The following is a 15,540-nucleotide window of genomic DNA, read 5'->3' as shown; positions in this document are numbered from 1 at the left end:
GGGGGGGGCGGGGCGGGGGCGCGGGGCGGCGGGGGGGGGGGGGGGGGGGGGCCGCCCCGCGGGGGGGGGGGGGGGCGGGGGGGGGCCGGGGGGGGGGGGGGCGGGGGGGGGGGGGGGGGGGCCCCCCCCCCGCCCCCCCGCCCCGTGCCGGGGTGCGCGGCGCCCCTCGGCGCCCCTGCCGTCGGCGTGCCGTCAGCCGGACGACTCGTCGGGTACGGGGTGCTCGGGGTGCACGTTGCCCGACCGCGGTGCGCCCTGGCGTCCCGTCCCGGCCTCGTCCGTGTCGGGAACGTCGGTGTCGCCGGAGTCGGCCGGCTCGTCGCGGCCGGCCTTCTCGGCGTCGTCCTTGGCGTCGTCCGTGCCGTCGGCAGGGTCCGGCTTCGCGCGGGAGGGCGTGGCCTCCCAGGGGTCCTCGCCGGCGCCGGCCTGCTGGTCCGGCATGTCCCGCGGCACGGGGACACCGTTCTCGCCCGGTCCTTCGAGGCGGTGGTCGGTCACGGCGCTCTCCCTTCCGGTGGTTCGCCGGGTCGTACGAGCGACGTCGGGTACCTCCGCGGCGGCCGGTGAAACCTCAGTGCGGCGCCCGTTCGTCCAGTGCCGTGCGCCAGGCGGGGAGGGGGTTCTCGGGCGCCGGCTCGGGGCGCCGGCCGCCACGGGCGAAGAAGTCGGCCAGCGGCAGGATCGCGGCACCGACGGTGACCGCGTCGGGGCCGAGCCGCCCCAGGTCGACGGTCACCTTCTGGGCGGGGTGGCGCAGCGCGTACGACACCGCGTGGCGGCGTACGGCGGGCAGGAAGCGGGTGCCGAGCTGGAGGCCGGCCCAGCCACCGATGAGGATGCGCTCGGGCTGGAAGAGATTGATCAGGTCGGAGAGGCCGGCGCCCAGGTACTCGGCGGTCTCCTCCAGGACGGCGAGCGCGACCGGGTCGGCGGCGCGGCCGTCGGACGGGTAGGCGGCGGCCAGCATGGAGGTCAGGGCCGTCTCCTCGTCGGTGCCCTCGGGCACCCGGCCGCCCTCCTCGCGCCAGCGGGCCAGCAGGGACTCGGCGCCCGCGTAGGCCTCCAGGCAGCCGAGCGCGCCGCAGCGGCAGCGGCGCCCCCGGACCCGGACCGTCAGGTGTCCCCATTCGACGGCGCGGCCGTGTTCCACCTCGGGGGTGACGAGGCAGGCGCCGACACCGGAGCCGAAGAGCACCACGATCGCGTTGCGGGCACCGCGTCCGGCACCGAACCACATCTCGGCCTGGCCGAGGGTCTTGGCGCCGTTGTCGATGAAGTACGGGACGGTGTCGGGCAGCGGTGAGCCGGCACGGAGCAGGGCCTCCAGCGGTACGGCGTCCCAGCCGATGGTCTGACCGTGGACGACGGCACCGCGCTCCGGGGTGTGCTCGACGATGCCGGGGACGCCGATCCCGACGCCGAGCAGCCGTTCGGGCGCGAGGCGGGCGGCGGCCAGCACCTCGGCGATGCCCTCGCGGATGTGGTCGACGATGACCTCGACCTCGTAGCGCTGCTGGGTCAGCGGGCGTTCGGCGCGGGCGAGCTCGGTGAGGGTCAGGTCGAACAGCTCGACGCGCACCCGGGTCTCGCCGACGTCCACGCCGATCATGTGGCCGCTGCCGGGCGCCACGCGCAGCAGGGTGCGGGGCCTGCCGCCGTCGGAGTCGACGCTGCCGGCCTCCTCCACCAGACCGTCGCCGACCAGGTCGGCCACCACATTGCTGACCGAGCCGGAGCTCAGCCCGGTCGCGGGGCCCAGCTCGAAGCGGCTGAGCGGTCCGTCGAAGTAGAGCCGCTGCAGTACGGCCGTACGGTTGGCCCGCCTGAGGTCGCGCACCGTGCGCCCGTTCCGCCCCGCCATGTGGCTCCTCCCGCCGTGCCCGGCCAGCAACATACCTCCGCCGGCCCGCCGCCCGCGACTTTCCTCTCCCCTTAATTCAGGCTGTGAACTCTCCAGTGCGGCCCGCACTCCGGGCGCCGCATGCGAAATCCGTTGGCTCATCCGCCGCCCGGCTATTTACCCTAGGCGGAAACCTAGGCCCCCTAGGTTTGCTCCGAGGACCAACGAACACATCCCGAGGCTTCCCATGAAAACACTCACCGAGCGGGACATCCGCGACTCCTTCGTCAACTGCTCGAAGGGCGAGGCGAAGCGTCTGGCCGTCCCCCGGGACCTCGACGAGCGCCCGTGGGAGGATCTCGACTTCCTGGGCTGGCGGGATCCGGGAGCGCCCGACCGCAGCTATCTGGTCACCGAGCACGGTGGGCGCCTCGTCGGTGTCGCACTGCGCTTCCAGCAGGCCCAGCGCGGCTTCTTCCACCGCAGCATGTGCTCGCTGTGCCTGACCACCCATCCCCGGGGCGGCGTGTCGCTGATGACCGCGCGCAAGGCGGGCCCGGCCGGCCGCGAGGGCAACTCGGTCGGCCTCTACATGTGCACCGACCTCGCCTGTTCCCTGTATCTGCGCGGCAAGAAGCTGCCGGAGACCGGTGCCCGCTTCGAGGAGAGTCTCACCCTGGAGGAACAGATCGCCCGGACCACGGGCAATCTGTCGGCCTTCCTCACCAAGATCACCGATTGATCCCTCCGCCCCCGGCACTTCGGGCGGAGTCCGGCGCGTGAGAGGCGTTTTGGCCGCCTGCGTCCGGTTACCGTCTGTCCGGATACGTTCGATGCGCCGGGGGAAGGGGAACAGCCCGAGGATGCTGGATGTGCGTGAGACGGTGGCGTCCGCCGGGCGCGAGGCGAAGCGCCTGGCCAAGTGGCACCGGGACCCGATGGTCGTGCAGGCGCTGCGCTCGGCCGCGGCGGCGTCGATCGCGTATGTGATCGCGGTGCGGCTGTCCCCCGACAAGTCGGCGGCGCCGCTCACGGCGCCCCTGACCGCGCTGCTGGTCGTCCAGGTCACCCTGTACGCCACGCTGAAGATGAGCGTCCGACGGGTGAACGCGGTGGTGGCCGGTGTCCTGGTCGCCATCGTCTTCAGCGAGGTGGTGGGGCTGAGCTGGTGGAGCCTCGCGCTGGTCATCGTCGCGGCGCTGGGCGTCGGGCATCTGGTGCGGGCGCACGAGTTCGTGGCCGAGGTGGCGATCAGCGCCATGCTGGTCCTCGGGGTGACCTCGCACGGTTCCCTGGCCTGGGCCCGGGTGGTGGAGACGCTGATCGGGGCGATCGTCGGACTGGTCTTCAACCTGCTCTTCGCTCCCCCGGTGTGGGTGGAGCAGGCCGGGGAGTCGATCGAGGGCCTGGCCCGGCGGGTGCGGCAGCTGATGCTGCGCATGGGCGAGGAGGCGGCGGGCAGCACGCCGTTCCGCGAGGCGGCGGCCCGGCTGCACGAGGCCCGCCGCCTCGACCACGACATCGCGGAGGTGGACGAGGACCTCCGGCAGGCCGAGGACAGCCTGCGGCTCAATCCGCGGGTCAGGGAGGGGCTGCTGCACCGGGTGGTGCTGCGGACCGGTCTGGACACCCTGGAGATCTGCACGGTGGTGCTGCGGGTCCTGGCGCGCACCTTCACCGACCTCGCGAAGGAACGTGAGCCGGATCCCCTGTTCCCGGCGGAGACGGGCGCGACGATCCAGCAGTTGCTGTCCGAGATCGCCGACGCCGTGGTCAGCTTCGCGGTGCTGGTCACCACCAGCGCCAGTGAGAACGCCGAGTCGGCGGAGGAACGGCTGAGCGCCGAGCTGCACCAGGCGGCGGTCACCCGGGACAAGCTCGCCCAGCTGCTGCTGGGCGAGATCCAGCGCGACGCCCGGCAGTGGCAGTTGCACGGGGCGGTGCTGACCGAGGTCAACCGCATCATCGACGAGATGGACACCGAGCACCGTTCGCGCAGGCTGCTGGAGGAACTGGACCGCCACACGCGCGAACAGCGCGAGCGGCGCCCCCGGCTGATGAGGATGTGGGACCGGTTGCGCAAGGTGACGCGGCTGCGAGGGAACCGGGGCGCCTCCAGGCGTCGTTCTAAGTGACGGACACGGACCCATCGGGACGGGTACGGACGGACGGGTGAAGGGGGCGTACGGATGACCGGAACCAGCGTGCGGATCGACGGGAACACGCTGCGGCTGCCGGGCGGGGCGGCGGTGCGGTTCATCCGTACCCTGCGGCTGCCCGAGACGGGCACGCATCCGTTGCCGCCGGGGCTCGGCGAGTTCCCGGTCCGCCGGATCGCCGACTACGCCGACACCGTGCCCGAGGCGTGGCGGGCGCGCGGCGGCGTGATGCTGCCGGTGTATCTGCGCGAGGCCATGTGGCTGAGCTTCGCCGGCACCCAGGAGCCCGCGGCCCTCCAGGTCGGGGTAGGCAAGGTGTGCGCGGTGTCGGGCCGGCCGTGGAGCGACCGGCTGTCCCGCGGCCCCCAGAACTATGTGGTGCTTCCCCGGCAGCCGTGGCTGGACGGCATCAACTCCGGGACGGGGACGGTCCGCCAGTTCGTGGCGGTCCCGCTGGGCCTGGGCGCGACCGTGGAGGGCCAGGTGACCGGCGAGGAGGTGTGGGGCGGCGTGCAGTTGCAGGCCTTCTCCCTCAACGACCGGGAGCTGGCCCGCTGGCGCGAGGAGGAGCGGCGCCGGGCCGAGGCACTGCGCGCCCGCAGGAGCCGGCCGGCCGGAGCCTTCGGGACCGCGATGCCGATGTCGGCGCCGGCCGCCCCCGGCGCGGCCCCGGCGCCGGCCGGCGGGGCCCGGGAGCGGTCCGCCCCCGCCATGGGACTGGGCGTCGGCGGGTCCATGCGGCAGGAGGTCTACCGGGACGAACGCCCCCTGACGGACTGGGCCGAGCGGCCGGCGGGCCGGGTCTTCGTGCACCTGGTGACGCCTCCGCAGTGGCGGCGCATCACCGGCGAGGCGCCGCCGCCGTCCCCCGTGGACCGGGAGGCGTACACCAAGGCGGGCCTGCCCTGGTACGACTACTACGACCAGGACGCCCACGACCTGGCGCCGACCGAGCCGCTCCAGGACGTCAAGCCGGTCGGGGACTGGATCGGCGACGACCACGAGCCCTGGCAGCAGCCCGCCCCGCAGCAGATCAAGCCCCTCGGGGACGCCCCGGGGGCACCGGTGCAGGACGGCGACTGGTAGACACGGGGCGGAGCGGACGGACCGACGGGCTGGAGCGCGCATGAGCGGTGGTGGCTGGAGCAGGCGCCGGTTCGCCGGGGTCCTGGCCCGAACGGCCGCCGCGGCGGCGCTCCCGGCGGTGTCGGCCTGCGACGACACGCCGGCGCCCGGGCCCGCGGCCACCCCCGCGGCACCGGCGGCGAGCAGCGGCGCTGCGGGCCGGGATCACGCCCCGTCCGGTCCGCGCCCGCTCCACCTCGGGACGTACACCTCGGCCGAGGGCGGCGGCCGGGGCATCGGCCTGGCCGAGTACGACGCCCGCACGGGCCGGATCACCGCACTGGGCACCGTCACCGGCGTGGCTGATCCGTCGTATCTGGCGGTGCACCCCGCCGGGCACACCCTGTACGCGGTGAACGAGCGGGAGGACGGCGCCGTGACCGCCGTACGCCTGTCCGACCGCAAGGTTCTGGGCAGCCGGAGCACCGGCGGCTCCGCGCCCTGTCATCTGTCGGTGCATCCGAGCGGGCGCTGGCTGCTCAGCGCGAACTACGGTTCGGGCAGCATCGCCGTGCACCCCGTCGACGCCTCGGGCGCGCTCGGGGAGCCGGCCGCCGTGGTCACCCACTCCTCTCCCCCGCCCGGCCCCGGTCAGCAGGGCCCGCACGCCCACCAGGTGGTGACCAGTCCGGACGGAGGCCACGTGCTCGCCGTGGACCTGGGCACGGACACCGTCTACACCTACCGCCTGGACGAGCGGGCGGGCACGCTCCGGGAGGTCTCCCGGGCGCGCACCCGGCCGGGCGCCGGACCGCGCCACCTGACCTTCCATCCCGGCGGGCGGTACGCCTATCTCGTCAACGAGGTCGACAACACGGTCGCGGTCTGCGCCTACGACCCGGAGACCGGGCGCCTCACCATCGGCGAGGCCCGGTCCACCGGCACGGGGCCGGGCACCACCTACCCGGCGCAGCTCCTGGTCACGGCGGACGGCTCGTACGCCTATCTCGCCAACCGTGGGCACAACAGCCTCACGCGCTACGCCGTGGCGGCGGGCGGCGCGCAGCTGCGGCTGCTGGACACGGTGCCGGTGGGCGGGGACTTCCCCCGTCAGATCGCGTTCTCCCCGGACGGCGGGCTGCTGTTCGCGGCGAACCAGCGGTCCGGGACGGTGAGCGTGTTCCGCGTGTCCGCGGGGACGGGCGAACTGCGGCTCGCCGGGGAGCCGTTCGCCTCACCCGTCGCCGTCTGTGCGCTGCCGCTGTAGCGCGCGGGGGCAGGCGGCCGCGCTCGCCTGGGCGAGCAGCACGTGCATGCGTTCGGTGAGCTGCGCGACGTCGTCGGCGGGCGCGTGGAACGGCAGTCGTACGTCGCCGTGGGTGCGGGCGCGCTCGACGCGCAGCGTCAGTCCGTGCCGGTCGACGGCGAGCGGGCGGACCCGGACCGCGCCGTGCAGGCTGCCGGCGTCGACGAGCCGGGTGAGCCGTTCCACCGCGTCGGCGTGGCAGTCGGCGAGGTGGGTCAGCAGCCGGGCCTCGGCACAGGCCAGCGGGTCGGGCACGGCGGCGGCGAAGTCGTCGAGGCCGACCACCACGGCACCGGACGGCTGCCGCAGCACCACGCGCGTGGGCCGGAAGGCCAGGTGACCGTCGTCCGCGGCGAACCAGCCCGCGAGCCAGAGCCGGGCACGGATCCGGCTCCGCACCGGGACGGGCGCCACGTCGGCGAACTCCAGCACGGCGGACGGCTCGCCGCGGGGTGCGCAGACCGCCGCCGCCGACAGGGCGCTGTCCTCGGGTACGTGCAGCAGCACCCGGCCGTCCTCGGCCACGGTGTGCGCGCCGACGAACTCCTCGCGGCCGCACTCCGCGGTCACCGCACAGGACCACGCGGTGGCGAGCACGGAGCGGGCCTGCTCCGCCGCGGCGGGCGCGGCCGTCCAGGTGTGGTGGTCACCCATGCCAACCTCCGTCATCTTCATTAGGTAAGGCTTGCCTAACCTATCGGAGATCGGGGTGCGCGCCAACCAGGACGTGTGATCTTTGCGTGACCTTTCCGCGCACGAGGGGCGCGTATCGGCGGACCGCGCGCCCGTGCCGCGGCGGACCGCGCGCCCTACGGTGCGATCGCGCCCAGCAGAGCCCGCGCGCACAGGTCGCGCACCTGCTCCCGGGCCGGCCGCGGGTCGCGCAGCCACTCCAGGCAGACCGCGGTGGTGAACGCCAGCCAGCCGCGCACCGCCAGCCGCACGTCGGCCCGTTCCTCGAAGGCCGGACCGAACTCCGGGTCGGCGGCCAGGGCGGCGAGGATCTGCCGTTCCTGCGCGGCCAGCGCCTTCTGGTACACCCGGCGCACGGCCTGGTCCCCCGTCGCGTCGGCACGGTGAAAGGCGCGATAGCCGTGCGCGTGCTCCCGGACGTACTCCAGATACGCGTCGAGGCCCGCGGCGAGCTGCTCACGCACCGGGACGCCGGGCACGGCCGCCGTCATCCGCAGCATGCGCTCGCTCTCCCGCTCGACGACCGCCGCGAAGAAGTCCCGTTTGGCCGGGAAGTAGTGGTAGAGCAGGCCTCGCGAGACCCCGGCGATCTCGGCGACGCGCTCGATCCACACGTCGTCGTAGGGGCTCTCGGAGAACAGCCGCGCCCCCACCGACAGCAGCTGCTCCCGGCGCTCCTCGGTGCTGAGCCGGCGGCGCGTGCGCTCACCCTGGTTCGCGGCCATGCCCGCACTTTACTTGACGCCGGTTCAACAACGGGTCGAGACTGGGGCCGCTATTGAATCCACGTACAACACGCTTCGACACGGCGCCGCGTCAAGGGAGATGCGTCATGGCTCAGACGAGGACGGAAGCGGCCGCGGACGGGCTGCCGAAGGGGTTCCGCAGCGCCGAGCTGGGCTGGCCCGAACTGGACCGCATCCCGCGCCCGCCGTACCGGCTCCCGCTGCTAGGGGACGTGATCGGGGCCAGCCGGAGCACGCCGATGCAGGACTCGCTGCGCTACGCACGGCAGCTGGGGCCGATCTTCCGGCGGCGGGCCTTCGGCAAGGAGTTCGTCTTCGTGTGGGGTGCCCGGCTCGCCGCCGACCTGGCGGACGAGTCGCGCTTCGGCAAGCACGTGGGCCTCGGCGTGGCCAACCTGCGGCCGGTCGCCGGGGACGGACTGTTCACGGCGTACAACCACGAGCCCAACTGGCAGCTCGCGCACGACGTCCTGGCACCCGGGTTCAGCCGGGAGGCCATGGCCGGCTACCACCTCATGATGCTGGACGTGGCCGGACGGCTGACCGCCCACTGGGACCGCGCCGAGGCCGCCGGACGCACGGTGGACGTGCCCGGCGACATGACGAAGCTGACGCTGGAGACGATCGCGCGCACCGGGTTCGGGCACGACTTCGGGTCGTTCGAACGCCCCCGCCTCCACCCCTTCGTGGAGGCGATGGTGGGCACCCTCACCTACGCGCAGCGCCTCAACACCGTGCCCGCGCCGCTCGCGCCATGGCTGCTGCGCGGCGCGAGCCGCCGCAACGCCGCCGACATCGCCTGTCTGAACCGCACGGTCGACGACCTGGTCCGGGCCCGCCGCGCCTCGGACGGCGGCGACGGGGACCTGCTCGACCGGATGCTGGAGACGGCCCACCCCGACACCGGTGAGCGCCTGTCGGCGGAGAACGTCCGCCGACAGGTCATCACCTTCCTGGTGGCCGGCCACGAGACCACCTCGGGCGCGCTCTCCTTCGCCCTGCACTACCTCGCCCGGCACCCCGAGGTCGCGGCCCGCGCCCGGGCCGAGGTGGACCGCGTCTGGGGCGGCACCGAGGTACCCGGCTACGAGCAGGTGGCCAAGCTGCGGTACGTGCGCCGGGTGCTGGACGAGTCGCTGCGGCTGTGGCCGACCGCGCCCGCCTTCGCACGGGAGGGGCTCCGGGACACCGTGCTGGACGGCACGTACCCCATGCGGCGGGGCGCCTGGGCGCTGGTCCTCACCGGGATGCTGCACCGCGATCCCGACGTGTGGGGGCCGGACGCGGAGCGGTTCGACCCGGACCGCTTCGACGCGAAGGCCGTACGGGCCCGTGCCCCGCACACGTTCAAGCCGTTCGGGACGGGCGCGCGGGCGTGCATCGGGCGGCAGTTCGCGCTGCACGAGGCCACGCTGGTGCTCGGGCTGCTGCTGCGCCGCTACGAGCTGCGGCCCGAGCCCGACTACCGGCTGCGGGTGACCGAGCGGCTGACGCTGATGCCGGAGGGACTGCGGCTGCGGCTGGACCGGCGGACCGCGGTGCCGGAGCCCGCCGCCCCGGGCGCGGAGCAGGCAGGCGCGGAGGCCGGCGTCTCAGAGGCCCGTTGTCCAGTGCACCGGTCGGCTCAGTGACCCCGGCAGCTTCGTGCCGGCGCTGCCGCGGGCCGCGGTGAGCTGCGGCTGGGTGAGGAAGAAGGCGCCCGTGAGGTCCGCGTCCGTCAGGTCGGCGTCGCGCAGGTCGGCGCCGATCAGGTCCGCGCCCCGCAGATCGGCGCCGGTGAGGTCGGCGGCGATCAGGTAGGCGCCGCGCAGATCGGCCCCGCGCAGGTCGGCGCCCTTGAGGCGGGCACCCATCAGGTCGGCGTTGCGGCGGTTCTTCTTCTTGCCGCGCGTCCCGGCGCGCATCAGTTCGCTGGTGCGCAGCAGGAGCGCGTTGGCCCGCTGCCGGTGCGCTGCCAGGTCCAGCGCGGCCAGTTCCTCGGGGGTCGCGGCGGTGAGCCGTTCCGTCTCGTCCAGCAGCCGGCGCACGTCGGCGTGGACGGGCCGGGCGGCGGGCAGGGTCAGCGCCTCGGTCAGGTACCAGAGCAGCTCGTGCAGATGGCGGACCACCGGGAACACCTCGAACATGCGGCGGGCTCGCCCGGGCGGGGCATCACGCCAGTCCTGTCCGCCGAAGGTGACCTGTGAGACCTGCTGTCCGGCACCGAAGCAGTCGTAGACCGTGCAGCCGGTGAAGCCCTTCGTCCGCAACTGCGCGTGGATTCCGCACCGGCTGTCCTCGCGGAGGTTGGCGCAGGGGGTGCCGGCGTCCTTGTTCACCGCGAAGTCGGCTGACCGCGTGAACGGCAGCGCCACGCAGCACAGCCCGAAGCACCGTTCGCAGTCCCCGCGCAGTTCCGCCCGGCCGGTTTCTCGTTCTCGCATGGCGTTCAGCATACGGAACGGGGGCCGGCTCCCCGTCGGGTGCGGGCCCGGCCCCCGTCGGGGTCATCCCCTCTCGTCCGGCACCTCCAGCCGGGTGAGCCGGTCCGGGTCGGCCAGGATGTACAGGCCGGTGATGCGGCCGTCGGCGACGGTGACGGTCAGGACCGACTGGGGGCGGCCGTCGACCACGCTCACCAGGCCGAGCGAGTCGTTGACCCGGACCATCCGCGCCTCCGCGTTGTACTGCGCGAACATGAGCGCCGACTTGGCCACGGCCTCCGCGCCCCGCAGCGACTTCGACCCGGCGATGCCGCGCACCAGGGTGCCCGCGTCGGCCCGCAGGGTCACCTGCGGGTGGAGGACGGCGACCAGCGCCTCGAAGTCGCCGCCGCGCGCGGCGGCCTGGAAGGCGTCCAGCGCCTCCCGCTGCCGGCCGAGGTCCGGCTCGGCGGGCGGTCCGGCGTCCCGGACACGGCGGCGGGCACGGGAGGCCAGCTGCCGGGTGGCGGCCGGGCTGCGCTCCACGACCGGGGCGAGGTCGTCGAAGGGCACGGCGAACATGTCGTGCAGGACGAACGCGAGCCGCTCGTCGGGCTCCAGTCGCTCCAGCACCACCAGCAGGGCCACGCCCACCGAGTCGTTGTGCAGCGCCTCCTGCTCCGGGTCGTCCGCCGAGAGGGGGCCGACCACCAGGTCCGGGACGAACGTCTCGTCCATCGGCTGCTCGCGGCGTGCGGTGCGCGAGCGCAGCAGGTCCAGGCAGATCCGGCCGGTCACGGTGGTCAGCCAGCCGCCGAGATTGTCGATGGCGCCCGCGTCGCTGCGGCCCAGGCGCAGCCATGCCTCCTGGACGGCGTCCTCCGCCTCGGCCAGTGAGCCGAGCATGCGGTACGCGACCGCCTTGAGCTGTGCCCGGTGCTCCTCGAAGCGCTCCGCCAGCTCCGTGTCGTCGGCCATCCGCGTCACCGCGCGAACAGCTCGAAGGCGACCGCGGGCCGGTTCCCGAACCGCCGGCCCGTCTCCTCCGCGGTGCGGGTGAGGAACCCTCGGGCGTACGCCTCCGGGTCCTCGTCGGTCAGCACCTCGATGTAGGTGCGGTGTTCGAGCAGCGAGCGGACCGCGCGCTCCAGCCCGGCCGTCGCGTCCATGGCGTGCGTGGGCGTGGCGGATCCCGCGACGGCGACCCAGCGGACGCCGTTCCACGGTTCGAGTCCCTGCTCGGTCAGCTCCGGGAAGATCCACCGGTTGCCGGCGTCGCCCGCCGCGTCGAGCGTGGCCCGGCCGACGGCGACGTGGTCCGGGGTGTTCCATGCGCCGCCGCCCCAGGTGTCCCGGTGGTTGAGGGTGATGACCAGCTCGGGCCGGTGCCGGCGGATCGCGGCGGCGATGTCCCGGCGCAGGGCGAGTCCGTACTCGACGACGCCGTCCCGGTGGTCGAGGAACTCCACCTCGCTCACCCCGACCACGGCCGCGCTCGCCCGCTGCTCCCGCTCGCGCAGCGGGCCGCAGCCGGCGGGCGCCAGGGTGTCGATGCCGGCCTCACCGCGGGTCGCGAGGACGTAGGCGACCTCGCGGCCCTCGTCGGTCCAGGCGGCGATCGCGGCCGAGCACCCGTACTCCAGGTCGTCCGGGTGGGCGACGACGGCGAGGGCGCGTCGCCAGTCGCCGGGCATGGGCTCCAGTTGCGTGATCGTCGGCTCCGTCATGCCCGCACCCTAGCCCGTGGCACTGACATCACACTCGGTGTTCACGCGCCGCGGACACCTGGTGCGGGCCGCCCGTTCAGGCCTCGTCGCGGGCCAGCGCCAGGAGCCGGTCCAGGACACGGGGGCCGCCGGCCCGCACGCCGTCGTGCTCGAACTCGTCGGTGACCCAGGTGCGCAGACCGCGGATGCTCCGGGCGGTGCCGAGCGCGTGGGCGGTGTCGACGTACATGTCGTCGTGGTAAACGGCCGCGGCGGCCGGCACCTCGTTGGCGGCGAGGCGCGCGGGGTCGTACAGGGGCGTCCAGTCGGTACGGGCGGCGAGCACGTCGGCCGTCTCGCGCAGCGGGCGCAGCGCCGGGTCGCAGTCGAACATCCAGGGGTGGACCGACTCGCCGGTGAACAGCAGCGGTTCGTCGCCCGCGAGGGTCTTGGCGGCGTCGAAGCGCGGGAACTCGGCGCGGACCCGCTCGGCGGACCAGTTCGTCGGGCGCGCGTCCTGCCCGTAGATGGCCTCGTGGACGAGGGCGTACAGCGGGTGGCCGGCGTACGACAGCAGGCCCTGGACCTCCTCCTGGAAGGCGTCGGAGAGCTCCGCGCCGTGCGGGGTGCGCACGAAGGCGTCCTCCAGCAGGAAGTGCAGGCGGTGGCTGCCCTCGCTGCCGCCGAGGAGGATGCCGAGGGACTGGAAGGCCTCCACGGTGAGGCGGTAGCCGTTCGGCAGGACCACGTCGTGGGTGAGCAGGTGGTCGGCGATGCGCCGGGCGCGTTCGACGTCCTGCGGGTAGCGGTCGTAGTGCGCGGCGACCTTGCGCTCGATGCGGGGGTAGGCAGCCCGGTAGACGTCGTCGGCGTGGGCGTCGAGGGAGGGCAGGCCGCCGGTGATCAGGGCGGTGTGCAGGCCCTCGGGGGCCAGGGAGAGGTAGGCGACGGTGCAGAAGCCGCCGAAGCTCTGGCCGAGGACCGTCCAGGGGGCGCCGCCGGTGACCTGCGGACGGATGGCCTCGCAGTCGCGGACGATGGCGTCGGCGCGGAAGTGGGTGAGGTAGTCGGCCTGCTCGGCGGGGCCGCCGCGCAGCGGGAGCGTCTGGCGGTTGGCGGGCGTGGAGGCGCCGGTGCCGCGCTGGTCGAGGAGGAGGACGCGGTACTCCTTGAGGGCGCGGCCGAACCAGGCGGGCCGGCCGATGAAACGGTTCGCTCCGAAGCCTGGGCCGCCCTGGAGGTACACCAGCCACGGCAGGTCGTCCCGGTGCGCCTGGTCGCTCGCGACGGCCTCGCGGGCGTACAGCTCGATCGTCTCCCCCGAGGGGTCGGCGTGGTCGAGGGGCACGGTGAATCGGCGGTCGGTGAGGACGACGCCGGGCTGGCGGTAACTGGCGCTCAACGGGGCTCCCGGGACGGATGGGTCGTACGGCCGGATCTTTCGGCCGTGTCCCAGTTCAGCACACGGTCCTCCGGCCGCCGACCCCCGGGACCGGAACATTCTGCTGAACGGCGGGTCAGCGGGCGGCCAGGCTGGAGCGGCGCACCACCAGTTCGGGCTGGAGCACGACCCGCCGGTGGGCGTGGGTCCGGTCGGTGCCGTCCAGTTCCGTCTCCTCCAGGAGCAGCTCGGCGGCCATGGCGCCCATGGTGACGGCGGGCTGGCGCACCGAGGTGAGCGGGACGGCCGCGGCGGCGGCGAACTCGATGTCGTCGTAGCCGACGATGGCCAGGTCGTCGGGGACGCCGACCCCGGCGGCGTACATGGCCTGCAGGACGCCGAGGGCGAGCAGGTCGTTGGCGCAGAAGACGGCGGTGGGCCGGTCGGCGAGGCCGAGCAGGCGGGCGCCGGCGTCGCGGCCCGCGGCGACGTCGAGGCGTTCGGTGGGCAGTTCGCGCAGGGTCCCGGGGGCGAGTCCGGCCTCGGCGAGCGCGTTCAGGGCGCCGGTGCGGCGGTCGCGGACCTGGTTGAGGCCGGGCGGGCCGCTGACGTAGGCGATGGAGCGGTGGCCGGCGTCGACGAGGTGGCGCACGGCCAGCGCGCCGCCCGCGATGTCGTCGACGGAGACCGAGCACTCCGTGGTGCCCTCGGCGACGCGGTCGACCAGCACAAAGGGGATGTGGTGGCGCCGGAAGCCCTCGATGTTGCGGCCGGTGGCGTCGGCCGGGGTCAGCAGCACGCCCCGGACCCGCTGTTCGGCGAAGAGGGAGAGGTACTCGGCCTCCTCGCCCGGGCTCTGGGCGCTGTTGCAGACCATCACGCCCAGGCCCGCCTCGCGAGCGGCCCGCTCGGCGCCGCGCGCGACGTCCACGAAGAAGGGGTTGCCCATGTCGAGGACGAGCAGCCCCATGATCCGGCTGCGGCCGGCGCGCAGCTGGCGCGCGGACTCGCTGCGGACGTAGCCGAGCCGGTCGATCGCGGACAGGACCCGTGCGCGGGTCTCGACGGCGACGGTGTCCGGGCGGTTGATGACGTTGGAGACCGTGCCCACGGATACTCCGGCGGCGCGGGCGACGTCCTTGATACCCACCGAATGGGCCATCGGGCAGGGACCTCCAGGGTCGGTCTGGGGAGGGGCGGCGGGAAAGACCTTCACATTACCCGCGCCGCGGCGGGCCGGTCTCCGTGCCGCGGGGGCGGGAAGCCCCCGCCGCGCACGGCGGGGCACGCGCTCTGCCGTCGGCCCGGGACCGGCGACTACGCTGCCTTTCGTCCGATGATCACCACGATCGCCCCGAGGAGCTGCGATGCGTGTCGCCCTGTTCCTGACCTGCGTCAACGACACGCTGTATCCGGACACCGGCCGTGCCGTGGTGACTCTGCTGACGCGGCTGGGCGTCGAGGTCGACTTCCCGGCGGACCAGACCTGTTGCGGACAGGCCCACTACAACACGGGGTACCGGCACGAGGCGGAGCCCCTGGCCCGGCGCTTCAGCGAGGTCTTCGCGGACTACGAGGCGATCGTGACGCCGTCGGGGTCGTGCGGGGCGATGGTGCGGGAGCTGTATCCGCGCATGGGTGAGCGGGCCCGGGCCGAGGGCCGCGGGAACGCCCTCGCCGCCACTCTGGCGCCGGTGGTGCCGAAGACGTACGAGCTGACCGAGTTCCTGGTGGACGTGCTGGGGGTGACGGACGTGGGGGCGTACTACCCGCACACGGTGACGTACCACCCGACCTGCCACGGGCTGCGCGGCCTCGGCCTCGGGGACCGGCCGCTCAGGCTGTTGCGGGCCGTGAAGGGGCTGGAGCTGGTGGAGCTGCCGGGCGCCGAGGAGTGCTGCGGCTTCGGCGGCACCTTCGCCGTGAAGAACGCCGACGTGTCCGTGGCGATGGGCGCGGACAAGGTGCGCAATGCCGAGTCGACGGGCGCGGAGGTGCTGTGCGCGGCCGACAACTCCTGTCTCATGCACATCGGCGGGACCATGGCGCGGCTGCGGACCGGCATACGGCCGGTGCACATCGCGGAGATCCTGGCGAGCACGGAGGAGGAATCGACCGTATGAGCGGGACGTTCGTGGGGATGCCGTCCTTCCCGAGGGCGGCGCGGGACGCCGTGCGCGACACGACGCTGCGCGGCAATCTGCGGCATGCGACGCACACCATCCGGGACAAGCGGGCGCGG

Annotated in this window: 15 protein-coding genes; 6 read left to right on the top strand and 9 right to left on the bottom strand. The window is 74.2% G+C overall.

What is annotated here, in order from left to right; translation table 11 throughout:
* Positions 1-192: 192 nt before the first annotated feature.
* A complete protein-coding gene (locus tag ACIRG6_RS23670; protein WP_364681627.1) occupies positions 193-498 on the bottom strand; it encodes a hypothetical protein in 306 nt (101 codons plus the stop codon).
* A 73-nt stretch (positions 499-571) separates the two neighbouring features.
* A complete protein-coding gene (locus tag ACIRG6_RS23665; protein ID WP_318215712.1) occupies positions 572-1,861 on the bottom strand; it encodes an ROK family transcriptional regulator in 1,290 nt (429 codons plus the stop codon).
* 226 nt (positions 1,862-2,087) lie between these two features.
* Here ACIRG6_RS23665 and ACIRG6_RS23660 point away from each other — a divergent pair, with 226 nt between their 5' ends.
* From ACIRG6_RS23660 to ACIRG6_RS23645, 4 genes are all read left to right on the top strand, one after another.
* Positions 2,088-2,582 carry an FBP domain-containing protein gene (locus ACIRG6_RS23660; RefSeq protein ID WP_364681630.1) on the top strand — a complete coding sequence of 165 codons (495 nt, stop codon included), beginning with the start codon at positions 2,088-2,090 and terminating at the stop codon, positions 2,580-2,582.
* Positions 2,583-2,703: 121 nt separating this feature from the next.
* Positions 2,704-3,975, top strand: coding sequence for an FUSC family protein (locus ACIRG6_RS23655; protein WP_364822040.1), 1,272 nt, complete (start codon positions 2,704-2,706; stop codon positions 3,973-3,975).
* Between the two features lie 54 nt (positions 3,976-4,029).
* Positions 4,030-5,085 carry a hypothetical protein gene (locus ACIRG6_RS23650; RefSeq protein WP_403324460.1) on the top strand — a complete coding sequence of 352 codons (1,056 nt, stop codon included), beginning with the start codon at positions 4,030-4,032 and terminating at the stop codon, positions 5,083-5,085.
* Positions 5,086-5,125: 40 nt separating this feature from the next.
* Entirely contained in the window at positions 5,126-6,331 is a 1,206-nt protein-coding gene (locus ACIRG6_RS23645) for a lactonase family protein (RefSeq protein ID WP_403324458.1), read from the top strand.
* Here ACIRG6_RS23645 and ACIRG6_RS23640 read toward each other — a convergent pair.
* Together ACIRG6_RS23640 and ACIRG6_RS23635 are read right to left on the bottom strand one after the other, a co-directional pair.
* Positions 6,299-7,024: a DUF2470 domain-containing protein gene (locus ACIRG6_RS23640; protein WP_364681638.1), complete on the bottom strand. Its 726-nt coding sequence runs from the start codon at positions 7,022-7,024 to the stop codon at positions 6,299-6,301. The two genes, ACIRG6_RS23645 and ACIRG6_RS23640, sit on opposite strands and share 33 nt — an antisense overlap.
* 155 nt (positions 7,025-7,179) lie before the next feature.
* On the bottom strand, positions 7,180-7,788 hold the full coding sequence (locus ACIRG6_RS23635; RefSeq protein ID WP_318215706.1) for a TetR/AcrR family transcriptional regulator: 609 nt from the start codon (positions 7,786-7,788) through the stop codon (positions 7,180-7,182).
* 107 nt (positions 7,789-7,895) lie between these two features.
* On the opposite strand from ACIRG6_RS23635, the gene ACIRG6_RS23630 reads away from it, so the two are divergent.
* Positions 7,896-9,440 (top strand): cytochrome P450, encoded by a 1,545-nt coding sequence (locus tag ACIRG6_RS23630; RefSeq protein WP_403324456.1) that lies wholly within the window; start codon positions 7,896-7,898, stop codon positions 9,438-9,440.
* Here ACIRG6_RS23630 and ACIRG6_RS23625 read toward each other — a convergent pair.
* From ACIRG6_RS23625 to ACIRG6_RS23605, 5 genes are all read right to left on the bottom strand, one after another.
* Entirely contained in the window at positions 9,402-10,244 is an 843-nt protein-coding gene (locus tag ACIRG6_RS23625) for a pentapeptide repeat-containing protein (RefSeq protein ID WP_364681642.1), read from the bottom strand. The two genes, ACIRG6_RS23630 and ACIRG6_RS23625, sit on opposite strands and share 39 nt — an antisense overlap.
* Before the next feature lie 51 nt (positions 10,245-10,295).
* A complete protein-coding gene (locus ACIRG6_RS23620; protein ID WP_364681644.1) occupies positions 10,296-11,189 on the bottom strand; it encodes a sigma-70 family RNA polymerase sigma factor in 894 nt (297 codons plus the stop codon).
* Between the two features lie 5 nt (positions 11,190-11,194).
* On the bottom strand, positions 11,195-11,938 hold the full coding sequence (locus tag ACIRG6_RS23615; RefSeq protein WP_403324455.1) for a PIG-L deacetylase family protein: 744 nt from the start codon (positions 11,936-11,938) through the stop codon (positions 11,195-11,197).
* 76 nt (positions 11,939-12,014) lie between these two features.
* Positions 12,015-13,319 (bottom strand): alpha/beta fold hydrolase, encoded by a 1,305-nt coding sequence (locus ACIRG6_RS23610; protein WP_403324453.1) that lies wholly within the window; start codon positions 13,317-13,319, stop codon positions 12,015-12,017.
* Between the two features lie 115 nt (positions 13,320-13,434).
* Positions 13,435-14,460: a LacI family DNA-binding transcriptional regulator gene (locus tag ACIRG6_RS23605; protein ID WP_364681650.1), complete on the bottom strand. Its 1,026-nt coding sequence runs from the start codon at positions 14,458-14,460 to the stop codon at positions 13,435-13,437.
* 205 nt (positions 14,461-14,665) lie between these two features.
* On the opposite strand from ACIRG6_RS23605, the gene ACIRG6_RS23600 reads away from it, so the two are divergent.
* On the top strand, positions 14,666-15,421 hold the full coding sequence (locus tag ACIRG6_RS23600) for a (Fe-S)-binding protein (RefSeq protein WP_403324452.1): 756 nt from the start codon (positions 14,666-14,668) through the stop codon (positions 15,419-15,421).
* Positions 15,422-15,540: the final 119 nt, after the last annotated feature.

Source organism: Streptomyces flaveolus (assembly GCF_044765825.1).
In the GTDB taxonomy this organism is placed as follows: Bacteria; Actinomycetota; Actinomycetes; order Streptomycetales; family Streptomycetaceae; genus Streptomyces; species Streptomyces flaveolus.
Note: the sequence above shows the minus strand (reverse complement) of the source record. Positions and strands in the feature narration are given on the sequence as shown.

Coding starts and splice junctions, on each gene's coding strand:
- ACIRG6_RS23655 (WP_364822040.1), top strand. CDS start 2,704: ATGCTGGATGTGCGTGAGACGGTGGCGTCCGCCGGGCGCGAGGCGAAG.
- ACIRG6_RS23660 (WP_364681630.1), top strand. CDS start 2,088: ATGAAAACACTCACCGAGCGGGACATCCGCGACTCCTTCGTCAACTGC.
- ACIRG6_RS23600 (WP_403324452.1), top strand. CDS start 14,666: ATGCGTGTCGCCCTGTTCCTGACCTGCGTCAACGACACGCTGTATCCG.
- ACIRG6_RS23620 (WP_364681644.1), bottom strand. CDS start 11,189: ATGGCCGACGACACGGAGCTGGCGGAGCGCTTCGAGGAGCACCGGGCA.
- ACIRG6_RS23635 (WP_318215706.1), bottom strand. CDS start 7,788: ATGGCCGCGAACCAGGGTGAGCGCACGCGCCGCCGGCTCAGCACCGAG.
- ACIRG6_RS23665 (WP_318215712.1), bottom strand. CDS start 1,861: ATGGCGGGGCGGAACGGGCGCACGGTGCGCGACCTCAGGCGGGCCAAC.
- ACIRG6_RS23630 (WP_403324456.1), top strand. CDS start 7,896: ATGGCTCAGACGAGGACGGAAGCGGCCGCGGACGGGCTGCCGAAGGGG.
- ACIRG6_RS23650 (WP_403324460.1), top strand. CDS start 4,030: ATGACCGGAACCAGCGTGCGGATCGACGGGAACACGCTGCGGCTGCCG.
- ACIRG6_RS23645 (WP_403324458.1), top strand. CDS start 5,126: ATGAGCGGTGGTGGCTGGAGCAGGCGCCGGTTCGCCGGGGTCCTGGCC.
- ACIRG6_RS23640 (WP_364681638.1), bottom strand. CDS start 7,024: ATGGGTGACCACCACACCTGGACGGCCGCGCCCGCCGCGGCGGAGCAG.
- ACIRG6_RS23615 (WP_403324455.1), bottom strand. CDS start 11,938: ATGACGGAGCCGACGATCACGCAACTGGAGCCCATGCCCGGCGACTGG.
- ACIRG6_RS23605 (WP_364681650.1), bottom strand. CDS start 14,460: ATGGCCCATTCGGTGGGTATCAAGGACGTCGCCCGCGCCGCCGGAGTA.
- ACIRG6_RS23625 (WP_364681642.1), bottom strand. CDS start 10,244: ATGCTGAACGCCATGCGAGAACGAGAAACCGGCCGGGCGGAACTGCGC.